The organism is Pseudomonas violetae (genome assembly GCF_023072615.1).
In the GTDB taxonomy this organism is placed as follows: Bacteria; Pseudomonadota; Gammaproteobacteria; order Pseudomonadales; family Pseudomonadaceae; genus Aquipseudomonas; species Aquipseudomonas violetae.
This window is the reverse complement of sequence record NZ_JAKNRW010000021.1, coordinates 62,754-83,929: the sequence shown is the minus strand read 5'-3', so window position 1 is coordinate 83,929 and position 21,176 is coordinate 62,754. Positions and strand designations below refer to the sequence as shown.

23 protein-coding genes, 4 tRNA genes and 2 pseudogenes are annotated in these 21,176 nt (G+C 58.0%); 17 read left to right on the top strand and 12 right to left on the bottom strand.

The features are described from left to right. Positions 1-200, top strand: a 200-nt coding sequence (locus L9059_RS21065; RefSeq protein ID WP_247292843.1) for a hypothetical protein, incomplete at its 5' end; no start/stop codon positions are given. Positions 201-355: 155 nt separating this feature from the next. On the opposite strand, the gene gudD is transcribed toward L9059_RS21065, so the two are convergent. Beyond that, positions 356-1,699 (bottom strand): glucarate dehydratase, encoded by a 1,344-nt coding sequence (gene gudD, locus L9059_RS21060; RefSeq protein WP_247292842.1) that lies wholly within the window; start codon positions 1,697-1,699, stop codon positions 356-358. A 327-nt stretch (positions 1,700-2,026) separates the two neighbouring features. Here gudD and L9059_RS21055 point away from each other — a divergent pair, with 327 nt between their 5' ends. Both L9059_RS21055 and L9059_RS21050 read left to right on the top strand, forming a co-directional pair. Next, positions 2,027-2,743: a FadR/GntR family transcriptional regulator gene (locus L9059_RS21055; RefSeq protein WP_247292841.1), complete on the top strand. Its 717-nt coding sequence runs from the start codon at positions 2,027-2,029 to the stop codon at positions 2,741-2,743. A 104-nt stretch (positions 2,744-2,847) separates the two neighbouring features. Further along, positions 2,848-3,909, top strand: coding sequence for an AI-2E family transporter (locus L9059_RS21050; RefSeq protein WP_247292840.1), 1,062 nt, complete (start codon positions 2,848-2,850; stop codon positions 3,907-3,909). On the opposite strand, the gene L9059_RS21045 is transcribed toward L9059_RS21050, so the two are convergent. The 3 genes from L9059_RS21045 to L9059_RS21035 all read right to left on the bottom strand — a co-directional run bounded on the left by L9059_RS21045 (position 3,906) and on the right by L9059_RS21035 (position 4,998). After that, the gene (locus L9059_RS21045) at positions 3,906-4,088 is read right to left on the bottom strand and encodes a hypothetical protein (protein WP_247292839.1); all 183 of its coding nucleotides are present in this window, start codon (positions 4,086-4,088) and stop codon (positions 3,906-3,908) included. The genes L9059_RS21050 and L9059_RS21045 overlap by 4 nt on opposite strands. A 100-nt stretch (positions 4,089-4,188) precedes the next feature. Further along, on the bottom strand, positions 4,189-4,383 hold the full coding sequence (locus tag L9059_RS21040) for a hypothetical protein (RefSeq protein WP_247292838.1): 195 nt from the start codon (positions 4,381-4,383) through the stop codon (positions 4,189-4,191). A gap of 234 nt (positions 4,384-4,617) precedes the next feature. Further along, positions 4,618-4,998, bottom strand: coding sequence for a hypothetical protein (locus tag L9059_RS21035; protein WP_247292837.1), 381 nt, complete (start codon positions 4,996-4,998; stop codon positions 4,618-4,620). 245 nt (positions 4,999-5,243) lie between these two features. Here L9059_RS21035 and L9059_RS21030 point away from each other — a divergent pair, with 245 nt between their 5' ends. Continuing rightward, positions 5,244-6,062: a shikimate 5-dehydrogenase gene (locus tag L9059_RS21030; protein ID WP_247292836.1), complete on the top strand. Its 819-nt coding sequence runs from the start codon at positions 5,244-5,246 to the stop codon at positions 6,060-6,062. A gap of 60 nt (positions 6,063-6,122) precedes the next feature. On the opposite strand, the gene L9059_RS21025 is transcribed toward L9059_RS21030, so the two are convergent. Together L9059_RS21025 and L9059_RS21020 are read right to left on the bottom strand one after the other, a co-directional pair. Further along, entirely contained in the window at positions 6,123-6,767 is a 645-nt protein-coding gene (locus L9059_RS21025) for a YceH family protein (RefSeq protein WP_247292835.1), read from the bottom strand. A gap of 42 nt (positions 6,768-6,809) precedes the next feature. Beyond that, positions 6,810-8,003, bottom strand: a complete 1,194-nt coding sequence (locus L9059_RS21020; protein WP_247292834.1) for a GAF domain-containing sensor histidine kinase — start codon at positions 8,001-8,003, stop codon at positions 6,810-6,812. A 149-nt stretch (positions 8,004-8,152) separates the two neighbouring features. Here L9059_RS21020 and L9059_RS21015 point away from each other — a divergent pair. Then, a pseudogene (locus L9059_RS21015) lies at positions 8,153-8,661 on the top strand (DUF1993 domain-containing protein). Between the two features lie 74 nt (positions 8,662-8,735). On the opposite strand, the gene sstT reads toward L9059_RS21015, so the two are convergent. Beyond that, on the bottom strand, positions 8,736-9,968 hold the full coding sequence (sstT, locus tag L9059_RS21010; RefSeq protein ID WP_247292833.1) for a serine/threonine transporter SstT: 1,233 nt from the start codon (positions 9,966-9,968) through the stop codon (positions 8,736-8,738). Positions 9,969-10,227: 259 nt separating this feature from the next. Between sstT and L9059_RS21005 the strand changes: the two genes are divergently transcribed. Continuing rightward, the gene (locus L9059_RS21005; RefSeq protein ID WP_247292832.1) at positions 10,228-11,382 is read left to right on the top strand and encodes an MFS transporter; all 1,155 of its coding nucleotides are present in this window, start codon (positions 10,228-10,230) and stop codon (positions 11,380-11,382) included. A 4-nt stretch (positions 11,383-11,386) separates the two neighbouring features. Here the strand turns inward: L9059_RS21005 and nhaR are convergent, their stop codons facing one another. After that, complete coding sequence (nhaR, locus tag L9059_RS21000) at positions 11,387-12,286, bottom strand: transcriptional activator NhaR (RefSeq protein WP_247292831.1); 900 nt, start codon at positions 12,284-12,286, stop codon at positions 11,387-11,389. Positions 12,287-12,420: 134 nt separating this feature from the next. On the opposite strand from nhaR, the gene L9059_RS20995 reads away from it, so the two are divergent. Together L9059_RS20995 and L9059_RS20990 are read left to right on the top strand one after the other, a co-directional pair. Continuing rightward, a complete protein-coding gene (locus L9059_RS20995; RefSeq protein WP_247292830.1) occupies positions 12,421-12,663 on the top strand; it encodes a hypothetical protein in 243 nt (80 codons plus the stop codon). Positions 12,664-12,690: 27 nt separating this feature from the next. Beyond that, positions 12,691-13,440: a TerC family protein gene (locus L9059_RS20990; protein WP_247292829.1), complete on the top strand. Its 750-nt coding sequence runs from the start codon at positions 12,691-12,693 to the stop codon at positions 13,438-13,440. Positions 13,441-13,507: 67 nt separating this feature from the next. On the opposite strand, the gene L9059_RS20985 is transcribed toward L9059_RS20990, so the two are convergent. Continuing rightward, entirely contained in the window at positions 13,508-13,663 is a 156-nt protein-coding gene (locus L9059_RS20985; RefSeq protein WP_247292828.1) for a hypothetical protein, read from the bottom strand. Between the two features lie 224 nt (positions 13,664-13,887). Between L9059_RS20985 and L9059_RS20980 the strand changes: the two genes are divergently transcribed. From L9059_RS20980 to L9059_RS20970, 3 genes are all read left to right on the top strand, one after another. Continuing rightward, positions 13,888-14,559 carry a cysteine peptidase family C39 domain-containing protein gene (locus tag L9059_RS20980; protein ID WP_247292827.1) on the top strand — a complete coding sequence of 224 codons (672 nt, stop codon included), beginning with the start codon at positions 13,888-13,890 and terminating at the stop codon, positions 14,557-14,559. A 90-nt stretch (positions 14,560-14,649) separates the two neighbouring features. Next, a complete protein-coding gene (locus L9059_RS20975) occupies positions 14,650-14,856 on the top strand; it encodes a DUF6021 family protein (protein WP_247292826.1) in 207 nt (68 codons plus the stop codon). Positions 14,857-14,873: 17 nt separating this feature from the next. Next, positions 14,874-15,080 carry a hypothetical protein gene (locus L9059_RS20970; RefSeq protein WP_247292825.1) on the top strand — a complete coding sequence of 69 codons (207 nt, stop codon included), beginning with the start codon at positions 14,874-14,876 and terminating at the stop codon, positions 15,078-15,080. A gap of 52 nt (positions 15,081-15,132) precedes the next feature. Here L9059_RS20970 and pbpG read toward each other — a convergent pair whose 3' ends face one another. From pbpG to folD, 3 genes and pseudogenes are all read right to left on the bottom strand, one after another. Then, positions 15,133-16,071 carry a D-alanyl-D-alanine endopeptidase gene (gene pbpG / locus L9059_RS20965; RefSeq protein ID WP_247292824.1) on the bottom strand — a complete coding sequence of 313 codons (939 nt, stop codon included), beginning with the start codon at positions 16,069-16,071 and terminating at the stop codon, positions 15,133-15,135. 240 nt (positions 16,072-16,311) lie between these two features. Then, positions 16,312-16,911 (bottom strand): annotated as a pseudogene (locus tag L9059_RS20960) (IS110 family RNA-guided transposase); the annotation flags it as partial. Between the two features lie 126 nt (positions 16,912-17,037). After that, on the bottom strand, positions 17,038-17,892 hold the full coding sequence (gene folD, locus L9059_RS20955; protein ID WP_247292823.1) for a bifunctional methylenetetrahydrofolate dehydrogenase/methenyltetrahydrofolate cyclohydrolase FolD: 855 nt from the start codon (positions 17,890-17,892) through the stop codon (positions 17,038-17,040). A gap of 275 nt (positions 17,893-18,167) precedes the next feature. On the opposite strand from folD, the gene L9059_RS20950 reads away from it, so the two are divergent. The 6 genes from L9059_RS20950 to clpP all read left to right on the top strand — a co-directional run bounded on the left by L9059_RS20950 (position 18,168) and on the right by clpP (position 21,086). After that, positions 18,168-18,244, top strand: a tRNA-Arg gene (locus L9059_RS20950). A 32-nt stretch (positions 18,245-18,276) separates the two neighbouring features. Continuing rightward, a tRNA-His gene (locus L9059_RS20945) sits at positions 18,277-18,352 on the top strand. Positions 18,353-18,409: 57 nt separating this feature from the next. Further along, positions 18,410-18,494, top strand: a tRNA-Leu gene (locus tag L9059_RS20940). 75 nt (positions 18,495-18,569) lie between these two features. Then, a tRNA-His gene (locus L9059_RS20935) sits at positions 18,570-18,645 on the top strand. 402 nt (positions 18,646-19,047) lie between these two features. Then, entirely contained in the window at positions 19,048-20,358 is a 1,311-nt protein-coding gene (gene tig / locus L9059_RS20930) for a trigger factor (RefSeq protein WP_247292822.1), read from the top strand. 92 nt (positions 20,359-20,450) lie between these two features. Beyond that, the gene (clpP, locus tag L9059_RS20925; protein WP_247292821.1) at positions 20,451-21,086 is read left to right on the top strand and encodes an ATP-dependent Clp endopeptidase proteolytic subunit ClpP; all 636 of its coding nucleotides are present in this window, start codon (positions 20,451-20,453) and stop codon (positions 21,084-21,086) included. Positions 21,087-21,176: the final 90 nt, after the last annotated feature.

Below are 21,176 nucleotides of genomic sequence, written 5' to 3'. Positions count from 1 at the left end.
AAGGCGAGCACTTTGAAATCGTTGCGAACAGTGGGGATGTGCAGCGCAAAGTGCGCCGTATTGGCCGATCCGAACATACGCTTATCCTTAAGCAAAGAGGAAATGAAGCGCGACGTCCAAACCGTCCCTGGTCTGTTCACGCGAAATTGGTCGGCAATTTATCAACTGGGGGAAAAGATTTATGTAGGAAGGGTCTTTGAATGGAGTCAGATCTTTCTGCTTTGCAAACTCTTACGTCAATGAATGAGACAGGCGGTAAACATGATGTGGGGAGGGAGGGCACGCGACTACTTTGCCCACAGGTGTCACTTCCCGCAGGTCGCAGAAACGGATATGTACACCGCCAAAGAAAACTCTAGCGCATCAGACACGGCCGCTTGTTATCGAACTTCCACCCCGGAATCAGAAACTGCATCGCCACGCTGTCGTCCCGCGCCCCCAAGCCCATGCCGTTATAAAGCTCGTGAGCCCTGGCCAATTGATCCTCATCCAGCTCGACCCCCAGCCCCGGTTTCGTCGGCACCTGCACGCAGCCGCCGACGATTTGCAGGGGCGCTTTGGTCAAGCGCTGGCCGTCCTGCCAGATCCAGTGAGTGTCGATCGCCGTGATGTCGCCCGGGGCGGCGGCCGCGACGTGGGTGAACATCGCCAGGGAAATATCGAAGTGGTTGTTGGAGTGCGAGCCCCAGGTCAGGCCCCACTCATGGCACATCTGCGCTACCCGGACTGAGCCCTGCAGGGTCCAGAAGTGCGGGTCGGCGAGGGGGATGTCCACCGATTGCAACTGGAGCGCATGGCTTATCTCCCGCCAGTCGGTAGCGATCATATTGGTTGCGGTTTTCAAGCCCGTGGCGCGGCGAAATTCAGCCATCACTTCGCGGCCCGAGTAACCGTTCTCCGCTCCGCAGGGGTCCTCGGCGTAAGCAAGGACATGATGCTGATCCCGACACAGGCGAATCGCTTCTTTCAACGACCATGCGCCATTGGGGTCCAGGGTGATGCGTGCGTCAGGGAAGCGTTCGGCCAGGGCCGTCACGGCTTCGATTTCCTCATCCCCTGACAGCACGCCGCCCTTGAGCTTGAAGTCCTTGAACCCGTACCGCGCATGAGCGGCCTCGGCCAGGCGGACCACGGCGTCGGCGCTCATGGCTTTTTCGTGACGTACGCGGAACCAGTTGTTATCCGCGTCCGGTTCGCTGCGGTAGGCCAGGTCGGTTGCGGTGCGATCGCCCAGGTAAAACAGATACCCGAGCATCTTCACTTCATCGCGCTGCTGACCTTCGCCAAGCAGGGCGGCGACCGGCACTTCCAGATGCTGGCCGAGCAGGTCCAGCAGCGCGGCTTCCAGGCCGGTCACCGCGTGGATGGTTATGCGCAGGTCGAAGGTCTGCAAACCGCGACCGCCAGCATCGCGGTCGGCGAAAGCCTGGCGCACCTGATTGAGAATCTTCTGATAGGTGCCGATCGGGCTGCCCACCACCAGCGAGCGAGCGTCCTCCAGCGTCTGGCGAATACGCTCGCCACCGGGTACCTCGCCGACGCCGGTATGCCCGGCGTTGTCCTTGAGTATCACGATATTGCGCGTGAAAAACGGGCCATGGGCGCCGCTCAGATTGAGCAGCATGCCATCGTGACCGGCCACCGGAACCACTTGCATGCGGGTGATGATCGGGGCTTTTGCGCTGTCTTGTGCGTGCATTTTTTTATCCTTGTAAGCGTGTTCACACGGATCGTGTTCCATGTGGGCGCGGACGAAGCCGATGTGATTATTTTTATGCGGGGTATGGTGGGTGCTACTTGTTGATAGACATCATACAACTGATTTTTTTCAGTCTGCAAGGTACGCTGCCTAGATAAATGGCGATTATTTGCCTATTTTGCAGAGTTTCACACTCGGGTTTTCGGGTGAAAGAAGCCGTTTTAGCCTGTAATGTTGAGTGTTGTCATACAAGCTTGAGGGTCGACTCGAGAGATTCCTGACGTATGCAGTGCTACGATTGCTGCAATTCCGCTTTCGGATGAGCCCATGCAAGAAAATCTCGACGCGCCTGCCCGCAAGCGCACCCATAACCTGGCCCATGACCTGGTTGCCAAGCTGACCCAGAGCATCCTGTTGGGGCAGATGCAGCCGGGGGACAAGTTGCCGTCCGAGAACTCGATAGTGCAGGAGCACGGGGTCAGTCGCACGGTGGTGCGCGAGGCAATTTCCAAGCTGCAGGCCTCGGGTTACGTCGAGACACGCCACGGCATCGGCACCTTCGTGCTGGAGCGCGAAGCGCAGCAGGGCCTGCGATTGAATGTCGATACCGCACTGGGGGTGCGCAGCATCCTGGAATTGCGCATGGGCCTGGAAACCCAGGCCGCCGCATTGGCCGCCATTCGCCGGTCCGATCATCATCTGGCGCAAATGCGCGAAGCGCTGGACGATTACCAGCGTCTGCTGGCTAACAACGACAGCTGCGTCGAAGCCGACAGGCGCTTTCACCTGCTGATCGCCGAGGCCACCGGCAATGCCTGCTTCGGCGAAATCATGCAACACCTGGGCAGCGCGATGATCCCTCGCACCCGGGTTAACGCGGCCGAACGCGGCGCAGCGGATTTGAGCAAGCTGGGATTGCTGGCCAATCTCGAGCATGAGGCGATTCTCAACGCCATCAAGCGCCAGGACGCCGATGCGGCGCGTGCTGCCATGTGGCTGCACCTGACCAACAGCCGCGACCGCTTTCTCGCCGATCACCCTTGATCTCCATCTATGCTTTATCAACAAACGGATGGCACTCGCGCGAACCGTGGCGGACTAAGCATCAGGTCGCGCACTTGCGGCCTGCGGACTGACATGGATCGGACATGAACGAAAAGACGCTACAGAATAAATCGCTGGTCATATTGCTGTTCGTGGTTACCGCCGCCTTCATCTGGATCCTTCTACCATTTTACGGTGCAGTATTCTGGGCGGTGATTCTAGGGATTGTGTTTGCACCCTTGCAGCGCCGTCTGCAGTTGAAATTTGGCTGGCAGCGCAACTTGACCTCGCTATGCACCCTGAGTGTGTGTCTGGTGATCGCGATTTTGCCCGTGATCATCATCAGCGCTTTGCTGGTGCAGGAAGGCGCGGTGTTCTACAAGAGTGTCGAAAGCGGCGAGCTGGATATCGCGTCCTATGTGGCCCAGTTCAAGCACAGCCTGCCGACGTACTTCCAGCACTTGCTCGACCGCTTTGGAATGGGCGAGTTGAACGGCTTGCGGGAAAAGCTGGTGAAGAGCGCGATGACGGGCGGCAAGGTCCTGGCGTCCCAGGCCTTCAGCTTTGGCCAGGGTACGTTTGAGTTCGTCGTGAGTTTTTTTATCATGCTGTACCTGCTGTTCTTCTTCCTGCGCGACGGGCAGGAATTGGCGCGCAAGGTTCGAGTAGCAGTGCCGTTGCAGGAGTACCAGAAACGGCGACTGCAGCTCAAGTTCAATCGCGTTGTGCGCGCGACGGTGAAAGGCAACTTGTTGGTAGCCGTCACGCAAGGCGCCTTGGGCGGACTGATCTTCTGGTTTCTGGATATCCCGAGTGCGTTGCTCTGGGCGGTGTTGATGGCGTTTTTGTCGTTGTTACCAGCGGTGGGCGCGGGAATTGTCTGGGGGCCGGTGGCGGTTTACTTCCTGCTGACCGGAGCCATCTGGCAGGGCGTGGTGCTGGGATTGTTCGGGGTGTTTGTCATCGGCCTGGTAGACAATGTGCTGCGCCCGATCCTGGTGGGCAAGGACACCAAGATGCCGGATTACATGATCCTGATTTCAACCCTGGGTGGCATGGCTGTGTTTGGCCTCAATGGCTTTGTGATCGGGCCACTGATCGCCGCGCTGTTCATGTCGAGCTGGGCGATCTTCAGTGAATCCAAGCCGCGGGTGCAATTGCCTTAAGCGCTCAAGCGGCCCTGGTCGATACTTTGGGACAATGCCTGGGCGGCCGGCAGCGAAGTGAGCGGGCCGCTGATCGGCTCGCCATCCTGCACAAGGTACCAACAAGCCAGCAAACCCAGCTCTCTCAAGGGGGCGGGGACTGCGCTGCCAATAACGGACATGATCTGGACCTGGGACATAACTACCTCCATCAATCGATGGAGCTACCTTACGGGCCCGGCGTCGACAGGAACAATCAACGTTCTCGATAGTCGTCATTGACGCCAGTGAGCCCGGCGCTCAGTCGACCACCAAATCCAGCATATGCACCACTTCCTGCTCGTTGAGCAGTCCCTTGCGTACCAGGTTCTCGGCCAGCAGCGAGAGGAACTTGGCGCTGCGGTGGCCTTCCAGGTGCTTGAGTTCGGTCAATGTGTCATACACCTTGCTAGAGGTGCACAGGCCGACATTGCGGTGCGGGTTCTGTGTGGGCATGAGGTCGTCCTTGTTGTTATCAACCTGTTATTGGCGGACAGGCCCAAGCTTGCGGACCTGATATGACATGAATATGACTGTTTTAACCGAAGTGGGGAACGAGCTTCGCGTCAATCTTGCCGACTCTATCTGCAAACATTGTTCCGGCAGCGACCTCGACACAGATCGATCCAGACCTGCACTGATCAGCGGCTAGAAAAAAGCCCCGTTTTGAGGCGGGGCCTGATGCGTCTATCAGTAATGCGGGCGGCCGTAATAACCGCGGGGCGGTCCGTAATAGCCGCGCGGTGGACCGTAGTAGCCACGTGGCGGACCGTAGTACACCGGTGCTGGCTGATAGTAGACCGGTTGTTGAACGTAGACCGGCGCTGGCTGGTAATAAACCGGTGGCGGTGGTTGTTGCACATAAACGGGCTGTGGTTGTGCGTAGACCGGCTGCTGTACATAGACCGGCCGGTTGGCGTTGATCAGGGCCGAACCGACGATGGCCGAGCCCACGATCGCACCAAATACCGCTGGACCTTGCCAACCGCCACCACCGCCATGGGCCTGTGATTGCCCTGTGACAGCGAGAGCGCCGATCAGCAAGGCCACTGTGGAGATTTTACGGATCATGATGATTCCTCGGTTTTTCGCCCCGGCGCTTGCGTCTGCAATAGACCCAAGGATCGTCGCGGGGATACATCTAAGACAGCACTTTTTGCAAAATCAGCACAGCCGCTGGGTAAATTTTGTGTAAGGTCTGTACCGGCTTGCCGACGGTCTGGTTCCCAGGCGAACGCTGACCTTTATGATCGATCAGAACAGGATGGAATGGCCAATCCCGTCCATCTGAAAGTGCACTTGATGGAGATTATTTCATGCAGATGAACCCCAACCGAGATACCCAGTTGTGCATGTCCCTCTCTGGGCGTCCGGGGAATTTTGGCCTGCGTTTTCACAATCATCTGTACGAGCAGTTGGGGCTGAATTTCTACTATAAGGCGTTCAGCAGCCAGGACCTGCCGGGTGCGGTAGGTGGCATCCGCGCCTTGGGCATCCGTGGCTGTGGCGTATCGATGCCGTTCAAGGAAGCTTGCATCGCCCTGGTCGATGAGCTGGACGCGTCGGCTGCGGCCATCCAGTCGATCAACACCATCGTCAACACGGGTGGCCATCTCAAGGCCTATAACACCGATTACATCGCCATTGCGCAGCTGCTTGAAACTCATCAAGTGCCCAAGGATTCGACTTTCGCCCTGCGCGGAAGCGGCGGCATGGCGAAGGCGGTGGCGAGTGCGCTGCGCGATGGCGGTTACAGCAACGGCCTGATCGTCGCCCGTAACGAAGAAGCCGGGCGGGCTCTGGCCCAGAGCCTGGGCTATGAATGGCACGCGGAGCTGGGTGCTCAACGCCCGCGAATGCTGATCAACGTCACGCCGATCGGCATGACCGGTGGCCCAGAAGCCGAGCAGTTGGCTTTTGTGGCTGATGCGATTGAAAAAGCGGAAACCATCTTCGACGTGGTGGCGATCCCCTCGGAAACGCCGCTGATCGTACGCGCTCGTGCCGAGGGCAAGCGAGTGATCACCGGCCTTGAAGTGATCGCGATCCAGGCGCTGGAGCAGTTCGTGCTGTACACCGGTGTACGGCCGACGGATGAGCAGTTTCGCCTGGCGGTGGAATTCGCGCGTAGCTGAATTTGATTTGTAGAAACCTCCGGTAGGCGCTGCCGAAGGCTCCTACGGGGATTGTCGTGGTTATTCCAGGCGCGCCAGACGCTCTTCCAACGCGGCAATCCGCGCCTCAAGCTCTTCGAGCTTTTCCACTGAAACACCACTGCCGGAGCCGCGCTCCGCAGGGTTATGCCGTGCGGCGAGGATCACTTCGATATCCGCCGGATCCCCCAGCGCATGCATGTAGCGGTCCTCGCGCTGTCCCGCCTGGCGCGCAATCAACAGCGCCAGCCCGCGTGCGATCAGGCGCTCCAGTTGATGCACGACCTGTTCGGCATCTTCGAAATCATGCATCCGGCCGCTGCGGGTCAGCAGTTCATTGACCGTCTGTGGGCCCCTTAGAAACAACAGCCCTGCCAGGATCACCTGAGCCGGAACCAGCTCCAGGGCCTTGTCGACTTTGTGTTCCCAGCGGTCGGCGCGGCTGCCCATCACCAGTTTGGTGAAGCCGCGGCCTTCCAGGGCGCGCAGGCTCTGGCCGACCTGGCCCGGGGTGAGGTTCATCACCGGCTCGCGGCTGGTTTTCTGGTTGCAGGCAATCACCAGGGCATTGAGGGTCAGCGGATAGGTTTCCGGGCTGGTGGCCTTTTTTTCGATCAGCGAGCCCAGGATGCGGATTTCCGTACTGTTGAGTCTTGGCTCGGTGAAAGTCGTTTCTTGTTCAGTCATTTTATCTATCCCTAATTGGCAGTCGGGGCGGCGAGCCTCGACTCATACCCATTTGAATCGAGCCGCAAACCTTGCGGTAAAGCAGGTTCCCGATTCCACCGTCGAGGTGACGCTCAAATTTCCGTTGTGTGCGGTGGTAATTTGCGCAGCGATATAAAGCCCCAATCCCAGACCTTCTCCCCGTTGGCCGGCCTCTGTGCGGGTGAAGGGCTCGAACAGCAATGGCATCAAGGCCTGTGGGATCGGTGGGCCCTGGTTGGTCACCGAGATCACCAACTCATCTGCTTCGGCGTAGACCCTCACGCGAATGGGCGTGGCGATACTGCCGTGAGTAACCGCGTTGCCCAGCAGATTTGATAGCAACTGGCTGATGCGCAACGCATCGCAATAGACGCCCCCCGGTATGTCCAGCGAGTGAACAATCTGGGCCCTGGGGTGCGAAGCCTGGATTTCTTCCAGCGTCAGTTTTACGGTGCGCCCCAGGTCATCGACCAACTGGCGCTTGACTGGAATCCCGCCACCCATGCGGCCCCGGGCGAAATCGAGGACGTTTTCGATCAGCACGCCCATGCGAGTAGAGCTGTTGCGGATGGCGGATATGAGGCTCAGGGAGCGTTTCTCCTCGACCTTGCTTTCCAGCAGGTCGGCGCTCATGCGGATAGCGCTGAGCGGTGTGCGCAGGTCATGCCCCAGGACGGCAACAAATTGCTCACGCAGCCGGCCCTGTTCCTGAGCGGCGACCAGCGCCTTCCTGGTGATTTCCAGATGGCTTTGAGAGTCAAGGCTCATCGCGATCAGTTGGGCGAAGAGGTTGAGTGTCTTGGCGATCGCCGGATCCTCCAGATCCGCCGAGACCGAGTCGATGGCGCACAGCGTGCCGAAAAAATCACCGTTGGCCTTCACGATTGGGATGGAAACATAGCTTTCCAGACCATAAATCCTGGGTGTGTGATGCTGGGAGAAAATCGGGTGATGGCTGGCACGGCCAAAAATCACCGGGTTTCGATGCTGGCGAATTTCATGACAGATGGTCGATTCCAACACCAGTTCATCGCCGGGTTTGAGGCCGAAGTCGATGGAGTCGTCGACCGCGCAGGCGATCCACTTTTGCTCAGTCACTCTGGCGATCGCCGCGAAACGCATGCCCGTGAGGTGCTTGACCATGCTCAAAATCACAGGCACCGCATCGATGCTGTGGATGGCTTCAAGGTCTGGGGTGAAATCCGGGTGGGTCATGAGACTGGGGGCTGCAAGGGAATTTGTTCAGAGACTATCCCTAATTAGCCGAAGTGGCCAATGGACACGAACGCAGGCACTCCAGCGTGTCGAGGATTTCCAAGGCTATAATCGCCCCACGTTTCCTCCTGTCACAACACGAGACTGCCATGACCATTTCCCTGTACGACGCTTCCATCCGGTTTTCAAGCAAATGCTCACTGCCCTGAGCGACGTCCTGCACAAGGCTGAAGCCCACGCCAGCGCCAAAAACATCGACCCGAACGCGTTGCTGCAAGCTCGCCTGTTCCCGGACATGTTCCCGCTGGTGCGCCAGGTGCAGATCGCCGTTGATTTCGCCAAGGGCGTTTCCTCGCGCCTGGCCGAGGTCGATGTGCCCAAGTACGAAGATGCCGAAACCACCTTTGCCGAGCTACAAGCACTGCTGACCAAGGTGCTGGGCTACATCGGCGAGATCAAACCCGAGCAGATCAACGGCCAGGAAGGTATCGAGATCGTCACCCGTCCGGGCACGCCTAAAGAGAAGCGTTTCACTGGCCAGGCTTACCTGCTGACTTACGGCTTGCCGCAATTCTTCTTCCACGTGACTACCGCTTACGCCTTGCTGCGCCATAACGGTGTGGAAGTGGGCAAGCGCGATTACATGGGTGCGTTCTAAGCCGCCCAGGCACAAAAAAGCCCGCCAAGGTTTACGCCTTGTCGGGCTTTTTTTCAGTCAAAAGATCTTGAGCTTTATGCCAATTGCGCAGCCTTCTCGTCCTTACTCAAACAGGCCGCAGCGGTAAACAACACATCCGTCGACGAATTCAGTGCGGTCTCCGCCGAATCCTGAATCACCCCGATGATAAAACCGACCGCCACCACCTGCATGGCGATCTCGCTCGGGATGCCGAACAGGCTGCAGGCCAGCGGAATGAGCAGCAGGGAACCACCCGCCACACCCGAGGCGCCGCAGGCACAGATTGCCGCGACGAAGCTGAGCAAAATGGCCGTCGGAATATCCACGGAAATTCCCAGCGTATGCACTGCAGCCAGGCTGAGCACGGTAATGGTAGTCGCCGCACCGGCCATGTTGATCGTCGCACCCAGCGGGATCGAGACCGAATAGGTGTCTTCATGCAGGCCCAGGCGCCTGCTCAGTTCCAGGTTCACCGGAATGTTCGCCGCCGAACTGCGAGTGAAAAATGCGGTGATGCCACTTTCCCGCAGGCACGTGAACACCAGCGGGTAAGGGTTGCGACGCAGTTTCCAGTAGACGATCGCCGGGTTCATCACCAGCGCCACGAACAACATGCAACCAAGCAGCACGGCCAGCAGGTGCAGGTAGCCGGCCAGGGCGCCAAAGCCCGAAGTGGCCAGGGTCGAGGCCACCAGGCCGAAGATCCCCAGCGGGGCGAAGCGGATAACCACGCGCACGATCAAGGTCACGCCGTTGGACAGGTCGCCCAGGACTTCGCGCGTGGTTTGACCGGCATGGCGAATGGCGATGCCCATGCCGATAGCCCAAGCCAGGATACCGATGAAGTTGGCGTTCATCAGCGCTCGGATCGGGTTATCCACCGCGCTCAGCAGCAGGCTTTGCAGCACTTCGCTGATGCCGCCCGGTGCCGTCACGGCCACGTCGTGCGTGGAAAGTACCAGGCTCGATGGGAACATCATGCTGGCGACGACTGCGACCACCGCCGCAGAGAATGTGCCCAGCAGGTACAGGAAAAGGATCGGCCGGATGTGGGTTTCCTGACCGTGCTTGTGGTTGGCGATCGACGCCATGACCAACACGAATACCAGGATCGGCGCAACTGCTTTGAGTGCAGAGACGAAGACCTTGCCGATGAACTCGGTGGACTTTGCCAGGTCGGGAGCGAGCAGCGCCAGGGCAATCCCGGCGATCAGGCCGATGATGATTTGCGTAACCAAGCCGGTGTTTTTCAGGCGGTGCAGCAGGGAAGGGGATGAGGCGGTCATAAAGCGGGCATCTCTGATTTTTTTAGGTGCGGGCTGGCCGATGAATAGGATGTACATATCGCGGGGGGCGGACTTTATCACAGCGTAGGCTCGATCCTTCAGACCTGTGACGATCTGCCACCCGGATGTCCAGGCCGTTTTGCAGGTTCGTGCAACCCAGTACGCAAACACTTCTGTTAGGATGGCCCACCCTCATTTTCAAGTTCTGCCAGTGCGCCCCCGGGCTAGCGCTGGTGTCGTCGTTTTCCTGGAGTTCTGCATGCTGTTGCCCATCCTTCTGTTGTCGGCCGCCGGTTTCACCGTGCTGACCACGGAGTTCATCATCGTCGGCCTGTTGCCGGCAATCGCACGAGACCTGGCTGTCAGCATCCCGCAAGCGGGCTTGCTGGTGACCCTGTTCGCCTTCACGGTTGCTGCATTCGGCCCTTTCCTGACGGCGTACTTCGCCCGGTTCGAACGGCGCAAACTGTTTATTTCGGTGTTGATCATGTTTGGCCTGGCCAACACGCTCGCCGCGTTTGCACCCAACATCTGGGTCATGGCTGCTGCGCGTCTGATTCCGGCGCTGGGGCTGCCGGTGTTCTGGGCTCTGGCCAGTGAAACGGCGGTAGACATCGTGGGCCCCGACTTCGCCGGGCGTGCAATCGCCAAGATCGGCTTTGGCATCGTCTGTGCCACGGTGTTTGGCATCCCTGTGGGCACGCTGATTTCTGATGCGTTCGGCTGGCGCAGTGCCTTTGGCATTCTGGCGGTGATTGCCTTTGCCAAGGCGTTGCTGCTGTTTATCTACCTGCCGAAAACCAGTCTGCACCAGCACCAGGTGAGCTTCCGTTCGCAGTTCAAGATCCTGCGCAGCCCGTTGATGATCGGCCATGTGCTGTTGTCGATCCTGGTGTTTAGCGGCATGTTTACCGCCTACACCTATCTGGCGGACATCCTCGAGCGCCTTGCCGGCTTCAATGGCACCCTGGTCGGCTGGTGCCTGATGGGCTTTGGCGCGGTCGGCTTGATCGGTAACTCCCTGGGTGGCCGTGCCGTGGATCGCCATCCGCTGATTGCGTCGGTGATGTTCTGCGCATTCATGATCGCCGGCATGGTGACGCTGGTGCCGAACATTCATTCAACCTTGGGCCTGGCGGCGGCTATGGGGATCTGGGGCGTGACCCAGGCAGCCTTGTTCCTGGTCAGCCATGTGCGACTGATGAAGGCCGCACCCGAAGCGCCGGCGTTTGCCGCGTCGCTGAACATAGCTGGGGCCAACCTCGGTATTGGCCTGGGCGCCATGGTGGGCGGTCGTGTGATCGACAGTGTCGGCCTGCAAGGCCTGGGCTTCGCCGGGGCGGCATTTATCCTCGCATCGATCCTGCTGGCCATCGCGCTGATGACCTTCAAGCCCAGGGAAATCTGCGCCTGAAGTTTTAAACCCCGGTAAACAGCTCGCGTCGGGCGCCTTCGGTAATCGCCACGATACCGGGGTGCTTGACCTTGCGCTCCACCGAGATGGCGTAGAACGACTCGGTGACCGCGTCCGTCTGGCCAATCAGCTCCACGCCATATTGGCGTTTGACTTCATCGGCAATCACGCTGGGGCCGATGAATACCCCGCTCCCGGATTGCCCGAAGGCTTGCATCAGGGCACTGTCATCGAACTCGCCGACAATCCTTGGTTGAATCTGCTGCTCGGCGAACCAGCGTTGCAAGCGACTGCGTACCACGGTTTCCGGCCCGGGGATCAACAGTGGGGCGCCGTGGAGGCTGCGGGGGAAGTCCTGGCCGTATTGCGCCGCCAGTTGCGCAGTGGCGAAAAAGCTGATGCCGCATTCACCGAGTTTCTGACTGTAGCCCTTGATGTCCAGGTGCGAGGGCATGGGGCTGTCGGAGATCACCAGGTCCAGGCGCTGAATCGCCAGATCGGCGAGCAGACGTTCGAGTTTGTCTTCGCGGCAGGTAATGCGCATCGGCTCGCTCAACGCCATGGTTGGCGCGATCAGGCGGTAGACGATAGATTTGGGTACAACGTCCGCGACCCCCACTCGAAACAGAATCTGTTGCTCATTGGGCTGGGCGCGCAACATCAGCTCCAGCTCGCCACCGAGCTGAAACATCTGCTCAACAAAGGGCAGGGTCTGGCGCCCGGCTTCGGTGAGTTCCAGCTGTCGCCCCACTCGTTGGAACAACTCGATCCCGTAGGTCTGTTCCAGCAATGAAATCTGCCCGCTGATGGTTTGCGGCGTCAGATTCAGTTGTTCGCAGGCGCGCACGATGCTGCCGGTTTTGGCGACGACCCAGAAATAGTGGAGCTGGCGATAGTTAAGCATGTCGACCAATAGTTCGTAAAAAGCGAAGTATAGCCGAAAAAAATACGAATTTTCCTGAAGTGTTCCTGGCTCTAGAATGCAGCGCTATCAACCGGCCGCTCCTACGGCTGCATTCGTTCTAACGAGGAAACATCATGAGTTTAAAAACCACGACGCTACTGATCGCGTCTTTCCTGGTGCTGGCTGGTTGCGATCAGGCCGAAAAAAGCGCCCAGCAGTTGATGGGCAAGGCCGCCGAAACCGCCAAGCAGGCCATCGACGATACGCACAAGGCGGCCGAGGAGGCAATCAGCGAGGCCACGGGCGGTCTGATCAGCAAGAAAGAATCATCGGTCCAAGAGAGCGACGACAGCGAATCTTCGTCCCAGGAAATCTAAACCGTCTCAACGAGTCAGGACTGACCCATGGAATATCTTTTAGAACTTGCTGCAAGCCCTACCGCCTGGGTTGCTCTGGCTACGCTGGTGGTCATGGAGATCGTGCTTGGCATCGATAACCTGATCTTCATTTCGATTTTGACGAACAAATTGCCTGAGCAGCATCGGCAAAAAGCACGGCGCATCGGTATTGGCATGGCGTTGATCCTGCGCTTGGCACTGTTGAGCACCATCGCTTTCATCGTCCAGCTGACGGCCCCCGTGATCGAGATTCTCGGCCACGCGTTCTCCTGGAAAGACATGATTCTGATCGCCGGCGGCCTTTTCCTGTTGTGGAAGGCGACCACCGAGATCCATCACAGCATGGACCCGTCGCCGCAAGATCCGAAGTCGGCGACTTCCACGGTGACGCTCGGCTTCGCTGCGGCGATCGGGCAGATCCTGATGCTGGACATGGTGTTCTCGATCGACAGCATCATTACCGCTGTCGGCATGACTGAGCATTTGCCGATCATGATCATTGCGGTGGTGGTGTCGGTGTTGGTCATGCTGCTGGCCGCTGATCCACTGGCCAAGTTCATCAACGACAACCCAACGGTGGTCATGCTGGCGCTGGGCTTCCTGATCATGATCGGCATGACGCTGATCGCCGAAGGCTTCGGTGCCCATGTGCCGAAAGGCTACGTATATGCGGCCATGGCGTTCTCGGCTACGATCGAATGCCTGAACATGATGTCGCGGCGGGCCAGGCAGAAGCGTGTTGGCGCTGAAGCTTAACGCTCGCTGAAAACACAACGGCCGCCTGGAACTCAGGCGGCCGTTGTGTTTGTCGAGTTCTGTCCAGTCAATGCGCTGAGACGGTTTTGCGGGGCTGCGCTACTGGTGCAGGTTGCACAGGGTGATGATGACGGCGGGCTATGCGCAGCACGCCCCACAGCATGGCGGCAGCTACAGCCAGCCATCCGGTTAACAGCATCAGTATGATCATTGTCAGGCTCATCAGTGCCTCCACGTTGCCCTGCTTCGGGCAACCACTCTTGCAAAATGACAGTCTAGCCGTTGCCATGTTGCAGGCCATTGACCAAAGGTCGCCTGTCACTAACCAGTTCGCTCTATCGAAGCGCTTCAACTAGCACTTGAGTGCTATACCCTGGCTGCTTCGCGCCCTATGATCTACGACCCAGCCGGTAGCTCGATTGCCGGCACCTTAACAAGGGAGAGATGATGGTACGGCTATTTCCTCGAATTATTTGTGCAGCACTGCTTGCGGGGAGCCTTGCGGGCCTGGTCGGCTGCGCGGGAAGTGTTTCGCCGGAAATCAAACGGCTGCCGGAACGGGTTGAGCTCAGTGGTACCTTCTATCGCGGGCAGACCCATCAAAGTGGTCCGCAGGTGCTGGCCAGCCTGCTGTCGCAGCAGGGCGTGGCGATCACTCCCGGTATGCTCGACAAGCCGCTGCATCTGCCGGCTGGCGAAGCTCAGCTGCCGCAGAACATGCTCAACCTTGCTCGCGAATACGGCCTGGTGGTCTATGCCCTGGACGACAGGCTGCCAGCCTTGCTCGCCCAAGTGGCCGCCGGCTATCCGGTGATGGTGCGCTTCACCGAAGGCTCGGCGTTCTGGGCTGAGCCGCGCTACGCGATTCTGTCCGGTTACAACACCCAGAAGCAGACCGTGCTGTTGCGCGCCAGCATGAATCGCCGGATGCTGATGAGCTTCAGTTCATTCGAGTCGGCGTTCAAGGACGGTGGCGGTTGGGCGGTATTGCTTCAGAAACCGGACCAGATTCCTGTCAATGTCGACCCGCAACGCTGGCTGAAGGCGGCGAATGATCTGGCTCAGGCCGGGCAGGAGCAAGCTGCAGCCCGGGCGAAGAAGGCGTTGGGCACTCAGTAGGTCCGTTCGTCATCTGCCGGGCACCGTCACGCGTCGCTGGCCTCTGAAGTACAAGGCCCGGATTTTCCGGGCCAGACCACGGAGGCGCCCATGGCACATTCAAACACGCCCGCAGGCCCGCATTCATCGGAGCATTCGTCCGGTGACGACCTGGGTTTTGATCCTGATTCGCCTGACGCTGCTGATCCTCAGGTTGATCCCGTCGGACCCGCCATTGCTCCGCGGGACAAGAATCCGAACAAGGACGAGAAGGCTCCAGCCAAGCCTTATGACCCGCTAGCTGATTTGAAACCCTGACTTCCTGCGAGGTGCATATGTCTACCGATTCGAGTTTCAATGACAAACGTCCGGACAGTGTTCCGACTACGCTTGAGGACGACATCGACCCCGTCCTTGATCCGGACAGTGCGCAGCGTGATCCGCTAGCGCGTCCGTTGGTGACGCCGACCGAACAGCGTAAGGATCCAGGCGCGGGAGATGGCATTGCGAATGATGATCAGATGCCGCTGCCGAACGATTGAAAGCAGGCAATAAAAAGCCCCGAGTGATCGGGGCTTTTTATTACGGCTGCGTTTATTTGGACGCCTCGACCACGCCGCTCTGGCGGTTTTTCAAATTCTTCTCCGACTTGTATTGCAGGGCGACCGACGGAACGCTGGCACCCTTGCCGGTCTCCACCCAGCTGCGAATCCGGCTGGCATCGGCGAAGTGGGTGTATTTGCCGAAAGCATCGAGGATGACCAGGGCGACCGGGCGATTGCCCATGGTTGTCACCAGCACCAGGCAGTGTCCGGCCTGGTTGGTGAAACCGGTCTTGGTCAGGCGGATGTCCCAGTTTGGTTTGTTCACCAGATGGTCGGTGTTGCGAAAGCCCAAGGTGTAGTTGGGCTTGCGGAACGACACGGTTTTTTCTTTGGTGGTGCTGAGTGTCGTCAGCAGCGGGTACTTATGGGCGGCCACCAGGAGTTTGCTCAGGTCGCGCGCTGTCGATACGTTGCGAGGGGAAAGGCCGGTGGGCTCGACGAAGTGAGTGCTGGACATGCCCAATGCCTTGGCTTTGGCGTTCATAGCGGCGATGAACGCGACGTAGCCGCCTGGGTAGTGATGGGCCAGGCTGGCGGCGGCGCGGTTTTCCGAGGACATCAGTGCAATCAGCAGCATTTCCCGGCGCGGCATTTCGCTGTTGAGCTTGACCCGGGAGAACACACCCTTCATTTCCGGCGTGTCGCTGATGTTGATGGAAATGTATTCATCCATGTTCTGCCGTGCTTCAACAACCACCAGGCCGGTCATCAGCTTGCTGACAGAAGCGATGGGCACGACCACGTCCGGATTGCTGGCGTAGATGACTTTGTTGGTCTGCAGATCCATCAGCAGCGCGCTGCCGGAGGCGATCTTCAGTTGTGAGGCATCCCGAGGTGCCGAGGTGGTTTCGGCGGCGTTGATCGTTGGCGTGATGAATGTCCCTGTAACTGCAAAAACCAGGGTCAGGATGGAAAGACGGATTTTCACGCTGGCAGACTCATAAGAGGTGGATAAGCCGTTTTTGTAACGGACTGTTTCTTAAAACCGACGCATTTTAGGAGTATGGCTGAAGAACTGTCGATGGTTGATCAAATAACAGGTGAAAGTCCTTGAAAAGACGTACAAAACAGCGTGTTTCCGGCGAATGGTAGGTGCCGGTTGGCGGGCACAAAAATCTAGGGTCACCCCCATTTTTGCAATACTGATCAACGGGGGGTGTGGTTAGCCCGCCAGCTCTTTATCCAGCGCTTTGATTTGCTCATCCAGGTAGACGAAGTGATCGTGCAGGCGCTGCAACCGTACTGTCAGACGAACGGGTAATTCGTGCTCGCCAAAACGCTCGCCAAACGCCTCATGATGGCCAAGCCCCTGGGGCAGGCTGATCCCAAACTCAAGCAGAAAACCGTGCATCTGATTAGCCGTTTTGGTGCGGTCATGCACCAATGATTCGCGCATCCGATGCAGCACAGACAGGGTTTGCTGGGATTCAGTTTTAGGTGTAACGGAGCGCATGGATGGACGTGAAGCGGCTTCGCAAATCGCTTCTGCATCGACGAAATCATTTTTGTTGGCCTTGGCGAAGGGCTTAACGAACTGCGAGGAAATCAGCTTGGCCGTATGCCCCATTGCCGCCAACTGACGAGCAACATAGTGCGACCCCGCACAGGCTTCCATCATCACGACACAGCTCGGCGAGTTGCCGAAAAACTGCATCATCTGCGCTCGTGAGCATTTTTTGCGAAAGACCTCGCGGCCCGACTTATCCTGGCCGTGCAGGTGGAAAGTATGTTTGCCGAGATCGATACCGATGAGTACTGACTCGCTCATGATGATGGCCTCCGAAAACAAAACACCCCGTGAAAGCGTAGCCCTCACAGGGTGTTGGGGGTGACCATCTCATTACCCCGCGATTGGCGGGGTTTTTTTGCTCAGCATGCGCGGCACAAAATGCAATCAGCCATGCAGGGTTTCCGCTGCGTACAGGGTGTTTTCCAGCAGGCACGCACGGGTCATCGGACCTACACCACCCGGGACCGGAGTGATCCACCCGGCGCGAGGTAGGGCGGTTTCGTAGATCACGTCACCGACCAGCTTGCCGTCATCCTGACGGTTGATGCCGACGTCAATCACGATCGCGCCTTCCTTGATCCATTCGCCTCGCACCAGCCCTGGCTTGCCGGCGGCGACCACTACCAGATCGGCGCGACCAACGTGGCCGGCCAGGTCCTTGGTGAAGCGGTGGGTGACAGTCACGGTGCAGCCGGCCAGCAGCAGTTCCATGGCCATCGGGCGACCGACGATATTCGATGCGCCGACGACCACCGCATTCATGCCGTATAGATCAACGCCTGTGCTTTCCAGCAAGGTCATGATGCCCTTGGGGGTGCAAGGGCGCAGCAGCGGGATGCGCTGGGCGAGGCGGCCCACGTTATAAGGGTGGAAACCGTCAACGTCCTTGTCCGGGCGAATGCGTTCCAGCAATTTGGACGCGTCCAGGTGTTCCGGCAGGGGCAGTTGAAGCAGTACGCCGTCGATTGCCGGGTCGTCGTTGAGGCGATCGATCAGCTCGGTGAGTGCTTCCTGGGTGGTTTCTGAAGGCAGGTCATAAGCTTGGGAAAGGAAGCCGACCTCTTCACAGTCTTTACGCTTGTGCGAGACATAAACCTGAGAGGCAGGATCGCTGCCGACCAGGATCACCGCGAGACCGGGCGTGCGCAGGCCTTGCTGGCGACGCTCGGTGACGCGTTTGGCGATCTGCTGGCGCAGGCTGGCGGCGATCGATTTGCCGTCGATTAGTTGTGCAGTCATTGCGCGTGATTAACCATCGAGAGGGGAAAAAAAGAGAACGCATTCTCGCATGTCATGAGGTGAGGGCAAAGGCGCTTGGTCTGCAAATTCCCCTAACCCCTTTAATTAAATGAATTTTTTTTAAAAAGGATTTGACGCCCTTTGGGGCGGTCTATACTATTCGTCGCACTTGTCGGGCACAGCCTAGCACTGGTTAAGAAGGTTGAGTGGGGTTGCGATTCTGCGAGACTTGAAAGCACTTAGTTTGTAGTCGTCCAAGAGTACAGATTAACAAGGCGCCCGTAGCTCAGCTGGATAGAGCATCCGCCTTCTAAGCGGATGGTCGCAGGTTCGAGTCCTGCCGGGTGCGCCATTAGGCAGCTTTGGCACAAGTAACGCGATATGGTGGGCGTAGCTCAGTTGGTAGAGCACGGGATTGTGACTCCCGTTGTCGAGGGTTCGATCCCCTTCGTCCACCCCATATTTCAAAAGGCGCCAGATTAACAGTCTGGCGCCTTTGCTTTAAAAGCTTCAACCTGCGGATGTGGTGGAATTGGTAGACACACTGGATTTAGGTTCCAGCGCCGCGAGGCGTAAGAGTTCGAGTCTCTTCATCCGCACCAAATAAAGCTTCAGTCTGGCCGCTTGGCTTGAGTGAGGTTCGACAGGAAACCTTGGTTACCTTGTCATGCTACATGGTGGGCGTAGCTCAGTTGGTAGAGCACGGGATTGTGACTCCCGTTGTCGTGGGTTCGATCCCCATCGTCCACCCCATATTTCGAAAGGCGCCAGATTTAACAGTCTGGCGCCTTTTTTGTTTCAGTGGTTTCAGTGATTCACGGCCGCAGGTACTGGGTCGCAGTGGCGGGGCGTTTCGTCGTATTTATGTTTCTCGATGATGCCGCGCTACCCGCCGGACTTGCTCGCAAGGTCGGCTGTCCGGGGGCTGTTCGGCAACTGCTTCCATATATAGGAGGGTTGGCGCAGAGCCCCGGCGTGATTGACCGTATTTGCCATCGGGGCGGGCTGCATTGGTGTATCCGCTTCTATAAATTGCCTGCTGCGTTTTTACCCGTTTTCAGTAGGGTGACTTCTTGAGTTTGACCTACTAGAATGCATGCCCTTGATTCTGGGGTCGGAAACGGCCGGCCAACGTCTGTGCAACGAGGAATATCCATGCAAGTTTCTGTTGAAAATACTTCTGCTCTTGAGCGCCGCATGAGCATCACCGTGCCGGCTGAGCGCATCGAGACTCAGGTCAACAAGCGTCTGCAGCAGACTGCCCAAAAGGCCAAGATTGCTGGCTTCCGTCCAGGCAAAGTGCCAATGAGCGAAATCAAGCGCCGTTTTGGTGCTGATGCCCGTCAGGAAGCTGTTGGGGACGTGATCCAGTCTTCTTTCTACGAAGCCGTAGTTGAGCAAAAGCTGAACCCGGCTGGCGCTCCTTCGATCGAGCCAAAATCTCTGGAAGCTGGCAAAGATCTGGAATATGTAGCCATCTTCGAAGTGTTCCCTGAGTTCACCGTTGCCGGTTTCGACGGCATCGCTGTAGAGCGCCTGAGCGCTGACGTGACTGACGCTGATCTGGATAAGATGCTGGACGTGCTGCGCAAGCAGAACACCCGCTTTGAAGAAGCCGATCGCGCTGCTCAGAACGACGACCAGCTGAACATCGATTTCGTTGGCAAGGTCGACGGCGAAGTGTTCGCTGGTGGTTCTGCCAAAGGTACTCAGCTGGTGCTGGGTTCCGGCCGCATGATCCCTGGTTTCGAAGACGGCCTGGTTGGCGCTAAAGCCGGCGAAGAGCGCGTTCTGAACCTGACCTTCCCAGAGGACTATCAGAACCTCGACCTGGCAGGCAAAGCCGCTGAGTTCACCGTTACCGTGAACACTGTTTCCGAGCCAAAACTGCCAGAGCTTAACGAAGAGTTTTTCGTTCAATTCGGCATCAAGGAAACCGGTCTGGAAGGCTTCCGTGCCGAAGTTCGCAAGAACATGGAGCGCGAACTGCGTCAGGCCATCAAGTCCAAGGTCAAGAATCAGGTAATGGACGGTCTGCTGACCACCAACCCGATCGAAGTGCCAAAAGCCTTGCTGTCCAATGAAGTTGACCGTCTGCGCGTGCAGGCAGTTCAGCAATTTGGCGGCAACATCAAGCCTGACCAACTGCCTGCCGAGCTGTTCGAAGAACAAGCCAAGCGTCGCGTTGTGCTGGGTCTGATCGTGGCTGAAGTGGTCAAGCAGTTCGACCTCAAGCCTGACGAAGCTCGCGTTCGCGAGATGATTCAGGAAATGGCTTCGGCCTACCAGGAGCCAGAGCAGGTAGTGTCCTGGTACTACAAAAATGACCAGCAACTGAACGAAGTCCGTTCGGTTGTGCTGGAAGAGCAAGTTGTGGATACTGTTCTGCAGAAGGCTAACGTGACCGACAAATCGGTCTCTTACGAAGAAGCAGTCAAGCCGGTAGAAGCTGCACAAGCCGACTGATCGTTTTTGCGCTAAGAAGTACATACCATAAGCCAGCCTTCGCGCTGGCTTATGCGTATTCAAGACATAACTATTTGGAGCGACTGCAGAGCATGTTCCGTAATTCTTATATTCAGCAGAACTCTGATATCCAGGCCGCAGGCGGCTTGGTCCCGATGGTTGTCGAGCAATCCGCTCGGGGCGAGCGCGCCTATGACATCTACTCGCGTCTTCTGAAGGAACGGGTGATTTTCCTGGTTGGCCCGGTAGAGGACTACATGGCCAACCTGATCTGTGCGCAACTGCTGTTCCTTGAAGCGGAAAACCCGGACAAGGACATCCATCTCTACATCAACTCTCCAGGCGGTTCGGTAACTGCAGGCATGTCGATCTACGACACCATGCAATTCATCAAGCCGAACGTGTCGACCACCTGCATTGGGCAAGCTTGCAGCATGGGCGCATTCCTGCTGACGGCCGGTGCTGCGGGCAAGCGTTTCTGCCTGCCAAACTCGCGCGTGATGATTCACCAGCCACTGGGCGGCTTCCAGGGCCAGGCGTCGGATATCGAAATCCATGCCAAGGAAATCCTGTTCATTCGCGAGCGCCTCAATACGCTGATGGCCAAGCACAGCGGGCACACTCTCGAAGAAATCGAGCGCGATACCAACCGCGATAATTTCATGAGTGCAGAAGCCGCGCGTGCGTACGGGCTGATCGATGAAGTGATCGCCCAGCGCCCAGCTTAAAATAAGCAGCTCAAAATAGGGCTGGTCGGCTTATCTGATCACCTGCGGACTTGAAAAAGCCCGCAATAGCCTTCATCTTGTGTTGCAAGC